The sequence below is a fragment of the Oleidesulfovibrio sp. genome, assembly GCF_047973035.1.
Taxonomy (GTDB): domain Bacteria; phylum Desulfobacterota; class Desulfovibrionia; order Desulfovibrionales; family Desulfovibrionaceae; genus Oleidesulfovibrio.
Genome location: NZ_JBKEBF010000004.1, coordinates 22,448 through 41,527, shown reverse-complemented (window position 1 = coordinate 41,527; position 19,080 = coordinate 22,448). Strand labels below are relative to the sequence as shown.

The window sequence follows — 19,080 nt, the reverse complement described above, 5'->3', positions numbered from 1 at the left end:
CCGCTCCGGTATATTCCGGAGCGGCGATGGATAGTTTTTACTAAACTTGAATTCCCAGTTCGGACAGCAGGGAATCCATATAGCCCGTCATATGGGTTTGTAACGCTGGCGGTGCGTAGGCAATGCATTCGCAGCGCAGCATGTTGCGCGCTCTGACCAGAAGCTCCATTCTCATACTGTCTTCCAGCACTTCCAGAGCCATGGCAAACGGTCCGCATTTTTTTTGATGCCCCTGTTGGACTTCGTTCAGGTGTTGCTCGGGTACGGGCAGCCAGTACAGACCATCCAATCCGGCTCCCAACTCCATTGCTTTCAAACGGGTTGTAACTGCTTTGATGTCTTCTTCGGTCAGGTCTTCAATCACGTAGAGCTTCATAAAATTTCCTTTCCCGGACAGCTTACAGGGATTTCCGGTATGGGGCGCTTCCTGTCCGGATGCGCATCAAGGTGCTCCGGTTCATTATCCAGATTAAACATCCTGCGGGCAAAATCTATGTACCGCTGACCGGAGTCTTCCTCTTCGTAGCGGCGTTTTAAGAAACAGATAGGCTCGTGATGAATCTTTTTAACTACGGAGTTGAGCATGGCTTCCAATGCCATTCGGGTATTGTCATCTACAGGGCCGATGCGGCGCAGCGTTTTTTGCAGCTCTTCCTGCGCAATGTCCGAAGAGCGGCTGTACATGTCCACAATGGTAGGTTGCAGGTCCAGTGCACGCAACCAGCGGCTGAAGACCTCTGTTTCTGCCCTTACGATGGCCTTGGCCTTCGCTGCTTCCTCACGCCGGTGTGACAGGTTTTCTTCAACAACTTCTTTGAGGTCGTCGATATCATAAAGGTAGATGTTGTCCAGATTGTTTACGTCCGGATCAATGTCACGAGGCACAGCAATGTCAATGAAGAACATGGGCCTGTTTTTGCGGCGTTTCAGGATATCTTTAATGTCTTTGGCTCGTATGATGGCTTGATGCGCGCCTGTGGAGCTTATGATGATGTCAGCGTCTGCGAGGCGCGTGAACAACTCGTCAAAAAGGATTGCTTCGCCGTTAAACTGCTTCGCAAGTTCCAATCCGCGCTCAAACGTTCGGTTTGCGACATAAATTTTGTCGATTCCACAGTTTATCAGGTGTGCTGCTGCCAGTTCCGCCATTTCTCCGGCGCCGATGAGCATAGCTTTGTACTGACTCATTTCACCGAAAATGCGCTTGGCAAGCTCTACAGCTGCGTAGCTGATAGATACAGCGCTGGAGGCAACGGCAGTTTCTGTGCGTACACGTTTGGCTACGGAAAATGCCTTATGCAGCAGTCTGTTAAGTATGACTTTGGTGCTGTTGCGTTTGACGGCATCTTTGTAGGCTGTTTTCAGCTGTCCCAGAATCTGTGGTTCGCCCAGAACCATAGAGTCCAGACTGGAGGCTACAGTGAACAGATGTTCAACCGCTGCCAGACCCCGATGAATGTAAACATAAGGGCGCAGGTCTTCCGCGTTCTGCCCGCGGGCGTTTGCCCAATGGCACAGAACAGTTTCGGGAATCTCGTCGCCTTTACCGGCAATCATAATTTCCACACGGTTACATGTGGAAAGAATGACCACTTCGCTGATATTGCCGCCAACGGGAATAATGGCGGGCTCCAGAGAAGTGCATCCTGTAAGTGCGAATTTTTCACGCACTTCGACGTCGGCGGTTCGGTGGTTTAGACCGATAATGTAAATTTCCTGATCCATGATCTACTGCTGAAAGCTGTGGTGTGTGGGCATGAAGTAATTAACGCCGACAAGTGAGAATACCGTCAGGGCAAAAAGCCAGACAGCAAGAACTGCCGCCTTGCGCCCCCGCCAGCCCAGAGCAAGCCTGTGATGAAAGAGCAGGGCGAACAGGAACCACACTACAAGTGAAACGAGTTCCTTGGGGTCCCAAGTGATTACTCGTCCCCATTCGATGCGTCCCCATATAAATCCGCTGGCAAGGCCCATAGTGTACAGCGGAAAGCCGGACATTACGGCTACATGGTTTACTCTGTCAAAGGCGTTCAGTGACGGCATGTCTTTGGCAAAACCACTCAACTTGTCTTTGTTTTTGATTTTTTTATCCATATATATGAATAACAGCCCGGCCCCGAATGCCATGGTCATCAGACCGAGACTCAGGAAAAGCGAGCCGATGTGCAGACTGAAGAAAAGCCCGGAAAGCGATGCGGGAAAGGCTGATTGCACGGCTGTTATGCGAAGTGAGGCAATGAACAGAATCAGGGCAAGGGGAGCTGCGGTAATTGCAAGAAATGCAAGGCGCATCCGCCACCAGATGATAAAATAGATAAGCAGCATGCTCCATGAGAGCATCTGCATGTAGTTGCCTTTAGTCATCTCTGCCCATGAAGAATCAAAGATGTTGTAGGCCAGAAGCAGGGTGTGTGCGCAAAAACCGGCAACAGTAATCCATGAGGCAGCTTTTGTTATCCGCGGGCGACGGGTGGCAAGGCCGAAAAACTCGGCACATGTAGCCAGCACATAGAGATGTATAACTGTAAGCGTAAGAACTTTAACCAAGGTCATTCAGCAACTCTCCGATGTTGTTGTGCAATTCTTCGGGAAGCAGTTCCCGCAGCAGCAGTGATGCTTCATCGTTGCGTTTTTGGCGCAGCATTTCCGACAGATCAGAATTTACCAGTGACCTGAAAATTTTTGTATTTTTTGGGGTCTCATACCCAAGAGCAAGAACCATTGGGCGTAAGCGTCCCATTAAAGCGGCGATGGCTGTGTATCGGTTGCCGAACCATTCTTCCAGATCCATGCGGATGCGTCTTGAAAGAGCCGGACTGTTGCCTCCGGTAGATAGTGTTACCAGCATGTCTCCGCTTGTAAAGTGGGCGGGAACGGTAAAGCTGCCCGACTCCGGAGCATCGGCAACGTTACAGGGGATACCTTTTGCCTTGCAGGCCGCAGCTACCGTTGCGTTAATCTGTCCGCTGCCGGTGGCGGCAAAAACAAGCGCTTTCCCTTCTACGTCATGCTCATGAAATGGACGACATTCGTACACTACCGTACCGCCGGAAAGCAAGTCCTGCCATTCTCCGGCAGGCGGACAAGCGTCAATGACAAGAACCTGTTGCGGGCTGCAGGGCAGGAGAGCCTGCAATTTGCGCCTGCCCACTTCGCCTCCGCCTACTATAAGGCAATGTGCACCGGTAAGATTAAACAGCATCGGGTAGTATCGCATGGCTGCCTTATACAATCCCGAGCTCTAAAGGAAAAGGAGAAAGTATATCCTTCCAGCCTTGCTGCATACTACGGAATACGCTAGTGAAAAGTGATCAAAAACATAAGAGTAGTTATGAAAAAAGCGCTTGTAATCCAGCTGGCCCGTTTTGGCGACATCATTCAGACCAAGCGGCTTGTGCTGACCTTGCTGAGACGGTTTGATGAAGTGCACATAGCGGTGGATGATTCATTAAAAAGTTTGACATCAATGGTGTATCCGGCTGCCTGTGTGCACGGCCTAGCCGTTCATTCCGCTACCTGTCCAACAGATGTGCTGAGCCGTAATGTAAAATCTTTTGGCAAGCTTGCCGGCATCCAATTTGACGCAGTGTATAACCTGAATTTTTCGCGTCTCAGCATGGCGCTTTCAGCCCTGTTTGATGCTGAAAGCGTGCATGGCTACAGGATGGAAGCGGGCCAACCCGTTGTGCCGGAGTGGCCGCGTTTGGCTTTTCGCTGGACGAAAAAGCGGCGTCTTGCACCTGTTAATTTAGTTGATTTCTGGGCTGGATTTGCGTCTCGACCTATATCTGCCGGAGAAGTAAACCCCATAGCCAGCAGAAAAGGTGGCGGAATCGGCGTTGTGCTGGCAGGGCGGGAGTCCCGCAGGTCTTTACCCCCCAATGTGCTGGCCCGATGTGTTAAGGCCGTTTTTGAAGGATTGGACGGGCCGAAGATAACGTTGTTGGGCAGCAAGGCTGAAAGCGCACTGGCAAGACAGGTGCAACGCCACTTCAGCGGACCGATGGTTGAACGTACGGAAAACCTTGCAGGCAGAACTGACTATGCTGCTTTGGCAGAAGTGGTTGATACTTTTGATACCTTGCTCACGCCGGACACTGGCACCATGCATTTGGCTGCTCATCTGGGCACACCGGTGCAGTCGTTTTTCCTTTCCTCTGCGTGGTGCTTTGAAACGGGTCCATATGGCATGGGGCATCGTGTCTGGCAGGGGATTGTAGAGTGTACGCCTTGCGAAGAGGCCAGACCTTGCCCTGTTAATGTCGCCTGTCTGAACGCTTTCTCCGATGAACGTTTTCTGAAAGTGCTGGCCGGGCGTTTTGGTGATGAATATCCTCCCGCCATGATGGGACTGGTAAGCGTTCTTGACGATGTAGGTACCACCTACCTTCCTGTTTTTGGAGAAGATGCTGCTGCTTCTGCCCGCAGGCAACTGCGTTTATTGCTTGCGGACTATCTTTCCCGCGGAGTTGAGTCCTCTTCGGCAGCAATGCTTGGTGTTTTTGATGATGGGTCAAATCATTCGCATGAACTTGCTCAGATGATTTTCAGCGAAAGTGACTGGATGCTTGGGTATGACGATAGTGCAGAATTTGCTGGCGGAGGTGCCTGATGCTCTCTGGTGATGATGTGAATGTGGCTGGGATTGGCGGCGGAATGAATACAAAAGCCCGTGTGCTTGTGGTGCTGCCTTTTTATGGCGGCTCGCTTCCTGTAGGGAACTATTGTGTGCAGGCGCTACGCAACCTTGGGCACACCGTGGAAGTTTTTGAAGCTCCGGATTTTTATTCTGCCTTTACTGCGCTTAAAGGCCTTCGGGTAACCACAGACCGCCTTCAATATCTGGAAAACAGTTTTCTGCAGGTTATCTCTCAAGCTATTCTGGCAAAGGTAGAAACCTTTGAGCCGGATCTTGTGCTTTCTCTCGCTCAGGCGCCGTTAAGCAGGCAGGCGTTGAAGCGGCTGCGTAAAGACGGTGTAGCCACCGCCATGTGGTTTGTGGAAGATTTCAGGCTGTTTACCTATTGGCGGGCATTTGCGCCTTTTTATGATTACTTTGCCGTTATCCAGCGCGAACCCTTTCTTTCCCAGCTGGAAGAAATTGGTGTTACAGGTGCATTGTATCTACCAATGGCTGCTTTACCTTCTTTTCATAAGCCCGTGACACTCAGTGCTGTCGACAGGAAGAAATTTGGTGCAGATGTTTCTTTTCTGGGAGCAGGTTACCCCAACAGGCGGGTCGCTTTCAGGCAATTCTCTGGGTATGACTTTAAAATTTGGGGAACTGAGTGGGAAGGAGACACACTTCTTGAGCGGCATGTTCAGCTGAGCGGAGCCAGAATTTCCCCAGAAGATGCAGTCTCGATTTATAATGCGACACGTATAAATCTTAACCTGCACTCCAGCGTTCAGGCAGAGCAGCTTGTCAGCAAAGGGGACTTTGTAAACCCGAGAACTTTTGAGCTGGCAGCCTGTGGTGCATTCCAGCTTGTGGACGAGCGTGCTCTCTTGCCGGAACTTTTTAACTACGACGAAATGGTGACGTTTGAGTCGCTTGAAGAACTGCATGAATTGATAGCTGAATACCTGCATGATGAAGATGCGCGGCAGAGCATGGTAGCCAAAGCTCGTGAAAGGGTTTTGAAAGAGCATACCTACGAACATCGCATGCAGACGTTGCTGACTTTTATCAGCAACGGTCGTGAAAACTGGCCGAAGGTCAGAGACATACTGTTTGCGGAGGGTGCCGGCGCAGATTTACCCGCAGACCTGCAAGCAGGGCTAGGTAAGTTGTTAAACGAACTTGGATTGCCGCATGATACCTCATTCAGCGATCTTGCTTGGGCTATCAGGCAACGGCAAGGCAAGTTGAGTGAGCTGGAAACTGCGGTATTGTTTCTGGAAGAATGGAAGAAGCAGTATTCGTAGTAAACAAGCTGCCTGTCGGATAATAATCCCCAAAAAACTCCGCGCCGTTTGGTGCGGAGTTTTTTGGGCAGGAAATATAAAAAAAGGCCCCCTGAACGGGGGCCAGAAGTGCGGTATTTGTTAGCCGCAGGAAGAGCAGCTGCTGCAAGAGCTGCCGCCGCCCAGAGGCTGACCGGATTCAACTTGAAATCCCATGTAAGAGAGATCAATCTTGATGGATTCAGCCTTTTCCATCAATTCTTTGTTCACTGCAAAGGTGAAACCCTTTACTTCGTATACATTGTCAGATTCGTTTGACTCATCCAGAGCCAATGCCAGCCTGGGGCCGCTTCAGCCACCGGGCGCAAGGTACACGCGGATAGTGCTACGCTCTTTATCCGCAAAGTAGGATTCCAGCTCCTTGTGAGCGGTATCGGTAAGTTCGAACATTCCGTTCCTCCACGGTTCTGGTATGGGGAACAAGTAAGGGGCATAGCAAGGTTTGTCAATGGAAAGGGCTTAACCTATAGATAAAAACTCTAGCTCGGTAAGCTAACAATCCGGACAACATGTCAGAATGCTTTACGTCTTTCAGACTAATGAAAAACAAAAAACGGCCCGAAACGGGCCGTTTTGATGTTCTGTAGGAGATTGCGCTAGCCGCAGCAGTTGCTGGAGCTTCCGCATCCGCCGCATCCGCCGCCTCCAGGCAGGGGAATCTGCGGAGTAAGGGTAAAGCCGCTGCAGGTTACGTCGATGGTCACATTACCTACCTGCTGATGCAGGTCAGTGTTCATGACAAAGGTGTATCCGCCTGCTTCAGCAGTTTTATCAGCTTCGCCTGCTTCGTCCAGAGCCAGAGCAAGCCTGGGGCCGCTGCATCCGCCGGGTGCAAGGTAAATGCGGATAGAGGCTTTTTCTTTGTCCGAAAAATAGGCGTCTAGTTCTTTATGGGCGCTTTCCAGAAGCGTAATCATTGGTGTGTCCTCCAAAGTGAGACAAGGTGGGCATTGATAATATCAATACTTTTTTTTCTCTGTATTTGTTTTATAAATATACTAAATTAATAGCAAAAAGTCAATTGCAAACGATATGCACGCAATTTGCCTTGCCAGACGTTACGGTATACATATGGGGCCGTAATGTTGGTAACGCAAGACCAGAAGGGCTATTTATGCAAAAAAAGTGCATTCTTTCCGCTCAGGAAATCACAAGAACACTTGAGCGGCTGGCATATGAAATAATCGAACGCCACGGCGATTGTGAAAAACTGGCGCTGGTTGGTATACAAAGACGAGGTGTGGATGTGGCTGCACGGCTGCGTGAGGTCCTCAGTGCTCGTCTGGGTAAAAAAGTTCCGCTGGGTAGTCTGGACATCAATTTGTACAGGGATGACTGGACCAGTCTTGATTCTCAGCCGATGATCAACAAAACGGAATTTCCTTTTTCTGTGGACGAAGCAGAAATTGTTCTGGTTGATGACGTGCTTTTTACCGGCAGAACAATCCGTTCTGCACTGGAAGCTATTCTGGACTACGGCAGACCACGCAGAGTGGAACTACTTGTTTTAGTCGACAGAGGCCATCGTGAGCTTCCCATCCATGCAGACTATGTCGGTAAGATGGTAAATACCGGCAGAGACGAACATGTGAACGTGTTGGTGACAGAACGTGATGGCGAAGACGCTGTGGTGCTTCTGCAGAATTGACTTTGTCAGCAGGCAGTAGAATATAAAAAGCGGCAGGAGTGATGTCTTCTGCCGCTTTTTTTGTTGTGTTTATGCCTGCTTGGTTATTTCTGTGCCGATTCCGTGATCAGTGAATAGTTCCAGAAGGACGCAGTTTTCAATTCGCCCGTCAATGATCATGGCTTTTTCCACGCCTTCTTCCAGTGCTTCCAGACAGCACTTGACCTTGGGCAGCATGCCGCCTTTCAGGGTACCGTCTTCAAACAGCTTCATGGCTTCGGTAGTGGTCAGCGAAGAAATCAACTCTCCAGCATTGTTCAGAATGCCTGTAACATCGGTAAGCAGCAACAGGCGTTTGGCATTCAGCGCTCCAGCTACAGCACCGGCTACAAGGTCGGCGTTGATGTTGTAGGTGGTGCCTTCCTCGTCAACGCCGACAGGTGCGATGACAGGAATGAAGCCATCCCGTTGCAGACTGTTGAGCAGCGAAGTTTCAACGCCCGTCACTTCCCCGACTTTGCCAAGGTCGATAATTTCGGGTGCCTGAGCTTCCTTGCTGATGACCATTTCCATCTGGCGTGCCCGGATAAGCTGCCCGTCTTTGCCGGAAAGACCTACAGCCTTGGCTCCGCTTAGGTTAAGCAGGTTCACAATTTCTTTGTTTACCTTGCCTACCAGCACCATTTCGACAACATCCATAGTTGCATCGTCTGTAACGCGCAATCCTTCACGGAAGTTTGAAGGAATGTTCAGCTGCTTAAGCATATTGCCGATCTGCGGTCCGCCGCCATGTACAATGACAGGATTAATGCCCACGTATTTCAGCAACACGACATTCAACGCAAAAGCCTGCTTAAGGCTTTCGTCGATCATGGCGTTGCCACCATACTTGATGACGACGGTTTCCCCGCGGACTTTCCGGAAGTAGGGAAGCGACTCTATAAGAACTTTTGACTTGAACGCATCGCTCTGCACGGCAGCCTCCATGAAGCGGCTTAAAGAATGTAGCGGGTCAGATCCCTGTTAGCGGTAACATCTGCAAGATGCTGCTGTACGTACTCTTTGTCGATTGTCACCTTGTCGCCCGACCTGTCCGGTGCCTCGAATGAAAGGTCGGACAGAATTTTTTCCATAATGGTGTACAAGCGGCGTGCACCGATGTTTTCTGTCTCCTGATTAGCTTCCTGTGCAAATTCGGCAATGGCTTCAAGCGCGTCGGAAGTGTAATCCACCTGCACCCCTTCTGTTGCCAGCAGTGCTTTATACTGGACGGTCAGGGCATTTTTAGGCTCGGTAAGAATGCGCAGAAACTCCTTCTGCCCTAAAGCTGTCAATTCTACCCGTAAGGGGAAGCGGCCCTGCAGTTCGGGGACCAGATCTGACGGCTTGCTGTAATGGAACGCACCGGCACCAATAAAAAGGATATGGTCGGTGTGAATGATGCCGTACTTTGTGTTTACAGCTGATCCTTCTACAATGGGCAACAGGTCGCGTTGCACGCCTTCGCGTGAAATATCGGCCGATTTGCCCCCTTGCTGGCTGCTGGCAATTTTATCAATCTCATCAAGGAAGATGATGCCGGTCTGCTCTGTGCGTTCACGAGCCAGCTCGATGACTTTTTCATGATCAATGAGGCGTTCGGCTTCTTCCTGCAAGAGTATTTCGTATGCTTCACGCACTTTCATACGGCGGCGTTTACGTTTTGCAGGAAACGCTTTGCTGAACATATCTTTGAACTGCGAGCCGATTTCTTCCATTCCGGGCATGGTCATAACGTCCATTTGCGGGCCGGCCTGGATTTCTACTTCCATTTCAACTTCGCGTTCTTCCAGCTTGCCTTGACGCCAGAGTGTGCGCAGCTTGTCGCGGGTGGAGTCTTTTTTAGGCTCTGTGGACTGCGGAGCATCAAACGAAGTAGTCACCTGCGGAGAGGGGGGGAGCAGCAGATCCAGCAGGCGTTCTTCAGCTCCTGCCTCTGCTTTGGTTTTTACCCGCTGGTTTTCTTCTTCGCGAACAAGATTCACGCTGATTTCCATCAAGTCACGAACCATGGATTCAACGTCGCGGCCTACGTAGCCGACTTCTGTAAATTTTGTTGCTTCTATTTTGAGGAAAGGAGAAGCGGAAAGTTTGGCCAGGCGTCTTGCAATCTCTGTCTTGCCGACGCCTGTGGGGCCCATCATGATGATGTTTTTGGGGGCAACTTCATCACGAATGGCCGGTTCAAGCTGCTGGCGACGCCAGCGGTTACGCAGTGCGACTGCGACCATGCGCTTCGCTTGTTCCTGTCCGACGATGTATTTATCCAACTCTGAGACTATTTCTCTGGGCGTAAGAACGCTCATGTTCACTCCTTATTCCATCCGCAGGGCGGTAAGTATGGCTTGGAACGCTGCTCCGGTCTTATTCGGGCGGCGGGGCGGAATCATATCAATATGATTGACCAAAGCCAACACTAAGCATCATGCGTGCTCTCGACAAGATGCCGCAGGCAGGAAAAAGAAAAGGGGAGCCGAAAGGCTCCCCCTTGTATTGTAACTGGTACCAACATTATTTGGAGTCTAATGTCAGAGTTCTGAAGAAGCGTTCACCGCGGCGATATATCTGCAACATTATTGCACCACGCTTTGCGGCATCTCCTTCAACCACTTCCTGAAGTTGGCCTATGGTATTTACGGGCTTCAGGTTTGCCGTCATGATGACATCTCCGGGGCGTAGTTCTGCCATGGCGGCAGGAGAGTTCCGCTCAATGCCGACAATCAGGAGACCCTGAGGAGAATCCAGCTGTAACCGGCCGGCTTCTTCCTTGGTCATCTGGCGTAATTGGAATCCCAGTTCGCCAGTGGCGTTTTCCTGTTTTTGCTGTGAGCTGCCTTGCTGTGCTGCTATTTCTTTGCCTCGTTCTCCAAGTGTAAGTGTGAAGGTGCGTTGCTTTCCGCCGCGGATGGCTATTACCTTTGCTTTTTCGCCGGGATTAATAGCCGCAATGGTTCGCAGCAAGTCTGAAGCGCCGGTAATATTCGTACTGTTTACTTTGATGATAATATCGCCGGGGCGAATGCCGGCCTTGTCAGCCGGTTCTCCGGTGAGCACATTGCCGATCAGGGCGCCTTTGGTGTTGCTGAGACCCAGCGCTTTGGCGGTGTTCTCGTCGATATCCTGAATCGTCACCCCTATCCAGCCGCGTGCAACACGCTTGTTGGTCTTCAGCTCCTCAATAACGCGTCTTGCAAGATTACTGGGAACAGCGAAACCGATCCCCTGACCACTTGCAATGATTGCAGTGTTGATGCCTATTACCTGCCCCTTGCTGTTAATCAGAGGCCCGCCGCTGTTGCCGGGGTTGATGGAAGCGTCAGTTTGGATAAAGTCATCAAATGGTCCGGAACGGATGTCGCGGCCAAGTGCACTGACAATACCGGCAGTAACGGAGTGGTCGAGGCCGAAGGGGTTGCCGATGGCCATAACCCATTCCCCAACCTGAATGTTGTCAGAGTTGCCGAAGCTGAGCGTGGCAAGCGGACGTCCGGCGTCGATTTTCAGCAGTGCAAGGTCGGTTTCTGCGTCTGTGCCGACTACGGTTGCTACAAAAGTATCGGGTTCGCCATCTTTGCTTTCTACATTAACGGAAACGACATCCGCACCAGCGATGACGTGGTTGTTTGTTACAATGTAACCATCAGATGAGATTATAAAACCCGACCCCAGAGAGCGTTGCTTGCGCGGGCGCTGGGGCTGGTTGAAAAAAGGCTCAAATTGGTTGAAAAAATCATCAAAAGGCAGCCCCTTGGGCCTGTTTTGAAAAAGCTCCCGCAATTGCTCGGGAATCTGAGACTGAACGTTTTTCTCAGTGTTGATGTTTACAACCGCAGAGCCTGTCTGCGCTGCCAGTTTTGTAAAGTCAGGCAGTTCGGCGGCTTGAGCCAGCGAAACTGTAAACATAATTATGGATGTCAGAACAGTCAGTTGCAAACGTTTTGCGATTCGTTCCATACGATTCTCCTTGTAAACTGTCGTTATCAGGTGCAGACGACAGTGGCAATGCACTAAATAATATAACGTTCTTCTTTATTGTAAACCTTTCAGGCAGTTGAAATTTTTGAACTCATCATCTTGCTACATTGTAGCATGAGTAAAATTATGAGGATAGCGTTATGATACATATCAAAGGATACCCCCCTATGGATGAACAGACAGCTGATTTTTTAGCTAAAGCTGCTCAGACTGCAGCAGCGGGCGGGGGGAACCGTCTGGCTGAGATGGCACTTACAGATATTCGTAGCGATTATGAGTTGCGCCTTACTGCCGATGCAGCACAGGCGCCGGAAATGGCGGCAATCAGAGAATATGCCGTTTCGGTTGCCGGTCGTAAGGTCACGCTGCGATTATATGATCCGACAGGTAAAACCGGTATGCCCGTTATTTTGTTTATGCATGGAGGGGGCTTTGTAAAAGGCAGTCTGGAATCACACGATTGTTTTTGCAGAGGGCTTGCAAAAGAAAGTGGTCTGCCGGTTGTGGCTGTTGATTACAGACTGGCTCCTGAGGTGCGTTATCCGGGAGCAATGCAGGACTGTATAGCCGCTTTGGAGTGGCTGACTGACGGCGCTGAGCTGGACTTTATTGACAGTAGCAGGGTGATAGTGGCCGGAGACAGTGCGGGTGGACAACTGGCAGCTGCACTTGCTCTGTATGCTCGTGATAAGCGAATTTGCAATGTATGTGGTCAGATTCTGTTTTACCCTTGCTTGGATATGATGTGCTCGGGGCCTTCGCATACTCAGTGTGCAACGGGGTGTGGCCTGACGGAAGAGGCTGTGATTTGGTACTATGACCAGTATCTTCCTGAAGGGGCGGATAAAGCGAATCCGGAATTATCACCTGTCTATGCTGCAAATCTTGGCGGAGTGGCTCCTGCCGGAATTTTTAATGCTGTTTTTGATCCTGTGCGATCGGACGGGGAACTATATGCAACTGCTTTGAAAGAAGCGGGAAATGACGTTGAGCTTCATTTGTTTCCGACAGTGCACGGCTTTGCCAGCATGTATGTGCAGTTTGCGCAGGGGAAAAATGCTCTGGTAAAGGCCGGAGCATTTGCAAGAAGGGTAACCGGAATTTTTTGAGGCGTAAAAAAGGGGGCTTATAATCCCCCTTTTGAATATCAGAATGAGAGGTAAGCTATGCTTACTTCTTTTTCAGTGCGTTCTGAAGAGCCTGTCCAAGCGTGCCGAACCCGCCGGATGCTTTAGGCTGAGCGCGGTAAGCAGAAGGTACTTCTACTTCTTCCTGCTCCATGTTGTCCTTGGTGGTCAGGGTTATTTTGCGTTCTGCAGGATTTACTTCCAGCACTGCAAGAGTCACGGTGTCACCGGGTTTGCAGTTGGCAAGGCCGGATTTGGGAGCTGCGCTGATGCGGGACTGGGGCAGCAGGCCGGTAACGCCGGGAGCAATGTTCACGAACACGCCGAATTTAGCGCATTTTTCCACTTTGCCGGTTACTTCTGTGCCGGGGGCAAATGTTTCAGCAACGTTTTCCCACGGGTCGCCTTCGGCTTCGCGCAGGCTTAAGCTGATGCGGCGCTTGGAAGCGTCGATGTCTTTGATCTTTACAGAAACTTTATCGCCTGCAGTCACAACGTCTTCAGCGTTCATGATGCGCTTGGTCCATGACATTTCGCTGATATGAACCAGACCTTCAATGCCGGGGAGTACTTCTACAAAAGCACCGAAGGGGGTGCAGCGTACCACTTTACCTTCTACAACACTGCCGGCAGCAAGGCGGTCCGCAATGGTGTTCCAGGGGTCTTCCATTACCTGCTTTACCGAAAGAGCGATGCGCAGGCCTTTTTCAGTAGTGTCGATCTTCAGCACTTTTGCACGCAGTGCGTCACCCTGCGATACGGCTTCATCAGCACTCTGAACGCGTGCCCAGCCCAGCTCGGAAATGTGGATAAGACCTTCCACGCCGGGAGCCAGTTCTGCAAAAGCACCGAAGTTTGTCAGGCGGGTAACGCGAACGTCAACCACATCGCCTTCGTTCAGAGTTTTCATGAACTCGTTACGGCTTTCTTCCTGCTGTGCTTCAAGCAGTGTTCTGCGGGAAACGACCACGTTACGGCCATTGTTTTCGCAACGGGTAATCATGAACTGCAAGGTCTGGCCGACGTATTCTTCCGGATTTTCGACAAACCTGTTGTCAATCTGGCTGACGGGGCAGAATGCACGGCGGTGCATTACTTCTACGTTAAAGCCGCCTTTGCACTGGCCGGCAACTTTGCCCTCTACGGGAATTGCATTCTCAAATGCTTCCGCAAGAGCCAGTGCGCTGCCTGCGCTTCCGGCAGAACGGGAAAGACGTACTTCACCGTGTGCAATGGCGATAACGTAAAGATCCAGCTCGTCTCCTACGGCACAGGTCATATTGCCTTCAGCGTCTTTCATTTCGTCGGCTTCAACAATGCCGTCAACTTTGGAGCCGGTAGCAATAAACACGCTGGAATCGTCTATTGCGACGATTGTGCCTTTTACCTTTTCGCCGACTCGCAGAGTGGAGCCTTCTTCAGGGGTGTATTGGTCGAGCAGGTCTTCAAAATTTTCTACGCCTGCCTGGCTTTGTTCGTCAGTCATGGGGGTTTGCCTCCTAAAAAATACGCGTTCACGCGTTCGCAAACGGGGATATACTCCGACAGTTCGCCTGACGCAAGGTGAATCATGTTGCATCCGGCTTCTTGTCATGGCAAATAAGCATCTTCATACATGCGACGACAAATAGGAGGTCGATATGCAAACTGCAAAGGCAAGACACATTCTTGTTGAAACCGAAGAAGCCTGCAACGAACTGAAAAAGCGCATCGAAGCCGGTGAAGCTTTTGCCGATATAGCCCGCGAACACTCCCGCTGCCCTTCCGGCCGCAGAGGCGGTGACCTTGGTCAGTTCCGTCAGGGCCAGATGGTACCGGAATTTGACGAAGTCGTTTTCCGTGATGCCCTGAACGTTGTGCACGGTCCTGTGCGTACCCAGTTCGGCTACCACCTGTTGGAAATCACCGAACGTTCCGAGTAGTCTTTTTTATACTTCTCGACGTTTTCAAGGCACCTTCGGGTGCCTTTTTTTATTCCTCCGGCTGAAATTATTCCTGTTTTTGTTTATTTTCATTCACTTGGCCTTTTTTCTGGTGTACTAATGAAAGTACGAATCTTTCTACCGTGTTCAGGAGGGAAAAGGCCATGCCTAATCTAAAAATATGGAAAAATGCGGAGCTTCAGCGGATAAAGTCTGAAAGCGACCGGATGTTTGACCGGTTGTGTACAGAGTTTGGTCTGCCTTCAGTATGTAAGCCTTTTATGGAGCCTGCAGTGCAGATGGTTGAAAACGATGACATGGTTATCGTTGACGTTCGGATTTCTGATGTTAAGCCGGAAGAGGTAGAAGTTTACGTTTCCAACGAAATGCTGACGTTACGGTATGAAAGGAATGATTTATGTGCCTGTTCCAGCCAGCGAAGCATTTATGAGACAAAATTTCGCCTGCCGTGCAAAGTACGTACAGAAGAAGTTGAAGCAGAGCAGGATGCCGACGTAGTCAGAGTACGGATGCCTAAATGCAAGCGCGCCGAGTCGCGGCGTATCCCCGTAAAGGTCAAGCAAACCGGCGAGTAATGGAGAACGATATGAGCAGCAAACAGAATCCTGTAGTTCCTGTTGAACAGTTGCGGTGGACTTTGAATCCTGATGCTCTTCCTTTTAACTCTACCGATGAATTAGAAGAGCAGGAAAAAATTATCGGTCAGCGCCGGGGTGTGGATGCTTTTCGTATGGGGATGGGGATTGATGCAAAAGGCTACAATATATTTGTAACCGGTGCAGCCGGAGTCGGAAAGCTTGCCATGGTAAAGCGTCTGCTGAAAAGCCATACAACAGATGAAAAAACTCCGGATGACCTGTGCTACGTAAATAACTTTGATAATTCCGATGAACCTTACTTACTCCGTTTTCCGGCCGGAAACGGAAGAAAGTTTAAAGAGGCTGTGCAGCAGTTTCTTGAAGATGTGAAACGTGAACTACCTCAATTGTTTGAGAGTCAGGAGTATATCAACAGTAAAAACGAAATCATTGAAGCACATGATAAGAAGACTCGTGATTTCTTTAAAAATCTTGAGGCGCGTGTGCGTGATGCCGGTTTTGTCCTTGTTAATATGCAGATGGGGCAGGTGCAGCGGCCTGATATTGTTCCGTTGGTGGACGGCGAGCCGGTTCATTTGATGAAGCTGGAAGAGCTGGTTGATAAGGGCCGGTTTCCTCAGGAAGAGTTTGATGCATTGAAAGTGAAATATAAGGAACTAAAAGAAGAAATCGATACGATTTTTCTTGAAGTGCGTCATCTGCAGAAAGAGGTGAAAAAGAAGAGCGAAGAAGTGGATAAGCTGATGTTCAGCAACTCCGCTGCAGAGCTGGCTCAGCCTTTGTATGACCAGTTTAAAGATGAAAAAGTGCAAAAGCATCTGGATAGTATGCTGCACGACATGGCGGAAAATCTGGACTCGATACGTATGATCGGTCAGACCCCGCAGGGTATGCCGGGCATGCCCATGATGCCGATTCCCGCCGAGCCTATTCTGCATCCGTATCAGGTAAACCTGATTGTGGATAACGCGGAAAGAAAGGGACGTCCTGTCATAGTCGAATCTTATCCCACATACCGTAACCTTTTTGGTGGTATTGACAGGGTGATGGATCGCGGCGGGGTGTGGCGCACTGATTTTACCAAGATTATGTCCGGTTCGTTTATTAAGGCTAATGGCGGCTATCTGGTACTTAACCTGATGGATGCCATAATGGAGCCGGGGGTGTGGCAAACTCTGAAGCGGGCACTAAAAAATGCCGAGACTGAAATTCAGACTTTTGACCCGTGGTATTTTGTAACCACTTCCGGATTGAAGCCGGAACCTATTAAAATGGAAGTGAAAGTCGTTGTTCTGGCTACCCCGCAGCTTTATCACATGTTGCGGCACTATGATCAGGATATGACCAAGGTTTTCAAGATACGCGCGGACTTTGACTCCAGCATGATACGGGATGAAGAAGCCATAGTAGAAATCGCCAAGCTGATGAAGACGTTTGGCAGGGCACAGGGGCTGCTTCCTTTTGATAAGACTGCTGTAGCCCAGCTGATGGAAGAAGGTGTGCGTTATGCAGGAAGGCAGGAGAAAATATCTACGGCCTTTCCTGTGTTACGAGACATTATGGAAGAATCCAGTCATGTAGCCAGACTTGCAGAATCTGCCCGTGTGCAGGCAAAGCATGTGAACGAAGCTATTAAGGCTCGTATTGATCGGGCAAGCCTGATGGAAGAAAAGCTTCAGGAGATGATTGATCGCGGCAGTGTCTTTATTGATACGGATGGCGCCGTTGTAGGTCAGGTGAACGGGCTGGCTGTGTATTCCTTTGGCGACTATATGTTTGGCAAACCTTCGCGCATTACCGCCAACACAGCGATGGGCAGAGAAGGTATTATTAATATTGAACGTGAGTCTGACCTTTCCGGCGCGATTCATAATAAAGGGATGCTGATTCTTGCCGGTTTCTTACGGCAGAAATTTGCTCAGGATAAGCCTTTGACGTTGGCAGCTTCTATTGCTTTTGAGCAGTCGTATGGCGGTGTTGACGGAGATTCTGCTTCTTCGACGGAATTATACGCGTTGTTTTCCAGCCTGAGCGGGGTTCCCATTAAACAAGGAATTGCTGTTACAGGTTCTGTTAACCAGCGTGGTGAAGTGCAGCCCATCGGAGGGGTAAACGAGAAGATTGAGGGCTTTTTCTCTTGCTGCGAAAAGAAGGGCCTTACTGGAACACAAGGGGTTATGATTCCCAAAGCAAATGTGAAGGACCTGATGCTGCGGGAACATATAGTGGATGCTGTGAAAAACGGTAAGTTTTCAATATGGGCTGTAGACCATATTGATCAAGGCATTGAGGTGCTTACAGGTGTTTCTGCGGGCTTGCGGGGTAAAAACGGTAGCTACCCGAAGGGGTCAATCTACCAGCTTGTAGACGACAGGCTCAATGAACTTGCACAAGGGCTGAAAGCGTTTGGTGAAAAAAATGACGCAAAGAAGAAGCCTGCAAAAAAAGCAGGTTCGGGTAAAAAGCCCACTGCAGAGTAATGCATACGGCCCCTGACGGGGCCGTTTTTATGAAGAATGCTGTGAATATAGAAAACAGAAATTCTTTAATTCACAATGAGGTATGCCGGAAGCCGGAACCTGATGGAGATCTAAGAAAAGGCGTGTATAGCTGGCTAAGTATGAAGATCTGATCGGACGTTATTTTGTTCACAATGTGGTAACTGTTTAACTGCACAGCGTTGCATGAGCGTTGCTTTTTGTTATGCTCCCTCAGCCTACCTTATCTTTTACAGGAGAAGCGTTATGGTTGCACCACGAGAAGGAGCTGTGAAGCTGGCTGTTGTTTTACAGATGCCTGACGGGAAACGCGTTGAGATAGAGGCTGCGGAGGGAGGAAGCCTTTATGTTGATGTAGAGCAGGACTGTATGTGTAAAGAAAACTATAGTGTCCCTTGGTCCGATCTTTCTTCAGAGTATAAGCAAATGGCGGGTAAACTGATTGACGAAGTGGCCAGACGGGCTTGTTTTTTTGAGAAAAATCCCAAGTAAACTTTCTTTACAGGTTTAGACAGTACAGGGGGACGCAACACGTTGCGTCCCCCTGTACTGTTTACGTCTTACATGGAATTACTTCTGACAGGCAGTAACCGCCAGGGCAGATAGTATTTTTTTTCTGCGGCAGCGTTGTCTATAATATATCTGACGTTTTTGTGTTTAAATATTACAGGTTCTTTAAGCACATGTTTGTCAAACGTAACAATTGATACTGCAGGATCATGCTGTGTAACCGCATTCAAAGTAGCCTGAGTGAGACTATACCTTCCCCATATTATCCAGCATATTGCCAGAATCAGTATTGGTGAACCGATTACTCCTGAAATTGCCAGTAAGTCTCTGTTTTTTTTGAAGCGCATTATGAAAATCTGCAGCAGCAGCACGGTAATGCCCAGCAGCAGAAAAAAGCCATCAAATAAATAGTATATTTCTTTGAACCCCATGGTTGTCTCTCCGGCTGTTAAGGTATCGTCAGTCATGAATCAGCATGTGTAGCTGTTTAAAAAACAGCAAGTAGACATAGCTTAGAGGTCTTGAAAGGGCAATGGCGTACGTGGGCTGTTATATCGACTTCGTCAGGTCTACCTGAAGGGAGCTGGACCGCACGCTCTGTAGATAACAACGTGGTGGGCTAGGGGATTTGGCATCTGTGCACGCATGTAGCTCTGACGACGCCAATATGTATTATGGGATAGCGGCATCCATGGCATAGGCACGGATGCCGCTTAATTTTAAAGCGGGCGGTAAAACAAAGTTTGTAGTTTAGTTTGCCAGCATCGTCCTGCTTATGATTTCATCTTGAACTTC

General features: G+C 49.7%; 19 protein-coding genes. 8 read left to right on the top strand and 11 right to left on the bottom strand.

What is annotated here, in order from left to right; genetic code table 11:
• Positions 1-40 precede the first annotated feature (40 nt).
• From ACK5LI_RS00610 to ACK5LI_RS00595, 4 genes are read right to left on the bottom strand one after another with little or no spacing between them, the layout of a single operon-like run.
• Positions 41-376 carry a hypothetical protein gene (locus ACK5LI_RS00610; protein ID WP_416945691.1) on the bottom strand — a complete coding sequence of 112 codons (336 nt, stop codon included), beginning with the start codon at positions 374-376 and terminating at the stop codon, positions 41-43.
• Positions 373-1,725 (bottom strand): glutamyl-tRNA reductase, encoded by a 1,353-nt coding sequence (gene hemA, locus ACK5LI_RS00605; protein ID WP_416945690.1) that lies wholly within the window; start codon positions 1,723-1,725, stop codon positions 373-375. The genes ACK5LI_RS00610 and hemA overlap by 4 nt, the downstream gene beginning before the upstream one ends.
• Positions 1,726-1,728: 3 nt before the next feature.
• Positions 1,729-2,553 (bottom strand): cytochrome C assembly family protein, encoded by an 825-nt coding sequence (locus tag ACK5LI_RS00600; protein ID WP_416945689.1) that lies wholly within the window; start codon positions 2,551-2,553, stop codon positions 1,729-1,731.
• Positions 2,540-3,217 carry a precorrin-2 dehydrogenase/sirohydrochlorin ferrochelatase family protein gene (locus tag ACK5LI_RS00595; RefSeq protein WP_416945688.1) on the bottom strand — a complete coding sequence of 226 codons (678 nt, stop codon included), beginning with the start codon at positions 3,215-3,217 and terminating at the stop codon, positions 2,540-2,542. The genes ACK5LI_RS00600 and ACK5LI_RS00595 overlap by 14 nt, the downstream gene beginning before the upstream one ends.
• A gap of 114 nt (positions 3,218-3,331) precedes the next feature.
• Here ACK5LI_RS00595 and ACK5LI_RS00590 point away from each other — a divergent pair, with 114 nt between their 5' ends.
• Positions 3,332-4,612, top strand: a complete 1,281-nt coding sequence (locus ACK5LI_RS00590; protein ID WP_416945687.1) for a glycosyltransferase family 9 protein — start codon at positions 3,332-3,334, stop codon at positions 4,610-4,612.
• Positions 4,612-5,928 (top strand): CgeB family protein, encoded by a 1,317-nt coding sequence (locus ACK5LI_RS00585; RefSeq protein ID WP_416945686.1) that lies wholly within the window; start codon positions 4,612-4,614, stop codon positions 5,926-5,928. The genes ACK5LI_RS00590 and ACK5LI_RS00585 overlap by 1 nt, the downstream gene beginning before the upstream one ends.
• Positions 5,929-6,048: 120 nt before the next feature.
• Here the strand turns inward: ACK5LI_RS00585 and ACK5LI_RS00580 are convergent, their stop codons facing one another.
• The gene (locus ACK5LI_RS00580; protein WP_416945685.1) at positions 6,049-6,357 is read right to left on the bottom strand and encodes an IscA/HesB family protein; all 309 of its coding nucleotides are present in this window, start codon (positions 6,355-6,357) and stop codon (positions 6,049-6,051) included.
• A 206-nt stretch (positions 6,358-6,563) separates the two neighbouring features.
• Positions 6,564-6,884: an IscA/HesB family protein gene (locus tag ACK5LI_RS00575; protein WP_416945684.1), complete on the bottom strand. Its 321-nt coding sequence runs from the start codon at positions 6,882-6,884 to the stop codon at positions 6,564-6,566.
• Positions 6,885-7,081: 197 nt separating this feature from the next.
• On the opposite strand from ACK5LI_RS00575, the gene pyrR reads away from it, so the two are divergent.
• Positions 7,082-7,615: a bifunctional pyr operon transcriptional regulator/uracil phosphoribosyltransferase PyrR gene (pyrR, locus tag ACK5LI_RS00570; protein WP_416945683.1), complete on the top strand. Its 534-nt coding sequence runs from the start codon at positions 7,082-7,084 to the stop codon at positions 7,613-7,615.
• Positions 7,616-7,684: 69 nt separating this feature from the next.
• Here pyrR and argB read toward each other — a convergent pair whose 3' ends face one another.
• The 3 genes from argB to ACK5LI_RS00555 all read right to left on the bottom strand — a co-directional run bounded on the left by argB (position 7,685) and on the right by ACK5LI_RS00555 (position 11,587).
• Positions 7,685-8,569, bottom strand: coding sequence for an acetylglutamate kinase (gene argB, locus ACK5LI_RS00565; RefSeq protein WP_416945682.1), 885 nt, complete (start codon positions 8,567-8,569; stop codon positions 7,685-7,687).
• A 20-nt stretch (positions 8,570-8,589) separates the two neighbouring features.
• The gene (gene hslU, locus ACK5LI_RS00560) at positions 8,590-9,939 is read right to left on the bottom strand and encodes an ATP-dependent protease ATPase subunit HslU (protein ID WP_416945681.1); all 1,350 of its coding nucleotides are present in this window, start codon (positions 9,937-9,939) and stop codon (positions 8,590-8,592) included.
• A gap of 205 nt (positions 9,940-10,144) precedes the next feature.
• Positions 10,145-11,587, bottom strand: coding sequence for a Do family serine endopeptidase (locus tag ACK5LI_RS00555; protein WP_416945680.1), 1,443 nt, complete (start codon positions 11,585-11,587; stop codon positions 10,145-10,147).
• 161 nt (positions 11,588-11,748) lie between these two features.
• On the opposite strand from ACK5LI_RS00555, the gene ACK5LI_RS00550 reads away from it, so the two are divergent.
• A complete protein-coding gene (locus ACK5LI_RS00550; RefSeq protein ID WP_416945679.1) occupies positions 11,749-12,717 on the top strand; it encodes an alpha/beta hydrolase in 969 nt (322 codons plus the stop codon).
• 61 nt (positions 12,718-12,778) lie between these two features.
• Here ACK5LI_RS00550 and ACK5LI_RS00545 read toward each other — a convergent pair whose 3' ends face one another.
• Positions 12,779-14,221, bottom strand: a complete 1,443-nt coding sequence (locus ACK5LI_RS00545) for a 30S ribosomal protein S1 (RefSeq protein ID WP_416945678.1) — start codon at positions 14,219-14,221, stop codon at positions 12,779-12,781.
• A gap of 154 nt (positions 14,222-14,375) precedes the next feature.
• Between ACK5LI_RS00545 and ACK5LI_RS00540 the strand changes: the two genes are divergently transcribed.
• The 4 genes from ACK5LI_RS00540 (at position 14,376) to ACK5LI_RS00525 (ending at position 18,267) form a co-directional block, all read left to right on the top strand.
• Positions 14,376-14,657 (top strand): peptidylprolyl isomerase, encoded by a 282-nt coding sequence (locus tag ACK5LI_RS00540; protein ID WP_416945677.1) that lies wholly within the window; start codon positions 14,376-14,378, stop codon positions 14,655-14,657.
• Between the two features lie 164 nt (positions 14,658-14,821).
• The gene (locus tag ACK5LI_RS00535) at positions 14,822-15,253 is read left to right on the top strand and encodes an Hsp20/alpha crystallin family protein (RefSeq protein WP_416945676.1); all 432 of its coding nucleotides are present in this window, start codon (positions 14,822-14,824) and stop codon (positions 15,251-15,253) included.
• Positions 15,254-15,264: 11 nt separating this feature from the next.
• On the top strand, positions 15,265-17,757 hold the full coding sequence (locus tag ACK5LI_RS00530) for a Lon protease family protein (RefSeq protein ID WP_416945675.1): 2,493 nt from the start codon (positions 15,265-15,267) through the stop codon (positions 17,755-17,757).
• Positions 17,758-18,045: 288 nt separating this feature from the next.
• The gene (locus tag ACK5LI_RS00525) at positions 18,046-18,267 is read left to right on the top strand and encodes a hypothetical protein (protein WP_416945674.1); all 222 of its coding nucleotides are present in this window, start codon (positions 18,046-18,048) and stop codon (positions 18,265-18,267) included.
• 68 nt (positions 18,268-18,335) lie between these two features.
• Here the strand turns inward: ACK5LI_RS00525 and ACK5LI_RS00520 are convergent, their stop codons facing one another.
• On the bottom strand, positions 18,336-18,752 hold the full coding sequence (locus tag ACK5LI_RS00520; RefSeq protein WP_416945673.1) for a hypothetical protein: 417 nt from the start codon (positions 18,750-18,752) through the stop codon (positions 18,336-18,338).
• Positions 18,753-19,080 lie beyond the last annotated feature (328 nt).

Bases quoted from the DNA above. Each gene is read 5' to 3' on its own strand.
- ACK5LI_RS00610 (WP_416945691.1), bottom strand. From the start codon at position 376: ATGAAGCTCTACGTGATTGAAGACCTGACCGAAGAAGACATCAAAGCA.
- hemA (WP_416945690.1), bottom strand. From the start codon at position 1,725: ATGGATCAGGAAATTTACATTATCGGTCTAAACCACCGAACCGCCGAC.
- ACK5LI_RS00600 (WP_416945689.1), bottom strand. From the start codon at position 2,553: ATGACCTTGGTTAAAGTTCTTACGCTTACAGTTATACATCTCTATGTG.
- ACK5LI_RS00595 (WP_416945688.1), bottom strand. From the start codon at position 3,217: ATGCGATACTACCCGATGCTGTTTAATCTTACCGGTGCACATTGCCTT.
- ACK5LI_RS00590 (WP_416945687.1), top strand. From the start codon at position 3,332: ATGAAAAAAGCGCTTGTAATCCAGCTGGCCCGTTTTGGCGACATCATT.
- ACK5LI_RS00585 (WP_416945686.1), top strand. From the start codon at position 4,612: ATGCTCTCTGGTGATGATGTGAATGTGGCTGGGATTGGCGGCGGAATG.
- ACK5LI_RS00575 (WP_416945684.1), bottom strand. From the start codon at position 6,884: ATGATTACGCTTCTGGAAAGCGCCCATAAAGAACTAGACGCCTATTTT.
- pyrR (WP_416945683.1), top strand. From the start codon at position 7,082: ATGCAAAAAAAGTGCATTCTTTCCGCTCAGGAAATCACAAGAACACTT.
- hslU (WP_416945681.1), bottom strand. From the start codon at position 9,939: ATGAGCGTTCTTACGCCCAGAGAAATAGTCTCAGAGTTGGATAAATAC.
- ACK5LI_RS00555 (WP_416945680.1), bottom strand. From the start codon at position 11,587: ATGGAACGAATCGCAAAACGTTTGCAACTGACTGTTCTGACATCCATA.
- ACK5LI_RS00550 (WP_416945679.1), top strand. From the start codon at position 11,749: ATGATACATATCAAAGGATACCCCCCTATGGATGAACAGACAGCTGAT.
- ACK5LI_RS00545 (WP_416945678.1), bottom strand. From the start codon at position 14,221: ATGACTGACGAACAAAGCCAGGCAGGCGTAGAAAATTTTGAAGACCTG.
- ACK5LI_RS00540 (WP_416945677.1), top strand. From the start codon at position 14,376: ATGCAAACTGCAAAGGCAAGACACATTCTTGTTGAAACCGAAGAAGCC.
- ACK5LI_RS00535 (WP_416945676.1), top strand. From the start codon at position 14,822: ATGCCTAATCTAAAAATATGGAAAAATGCGGAGCTTCAGCGGATAAAG.
- ACK5LI_RS00530 (WP_416945675.1), top strand. From the start codon at position 15,265: ATGAGCAGCAAACAGAATCCTGTAGTTCCTGTTGAACAGTTGCGGTGG.
- ACK5LI_RS00520 (WP_416945673.1), bottom strand. From the start codon at position 18,752: ATGACTGACGATACCTTAACAGCCGGAGAGACAACCATGGGGTTCAAA.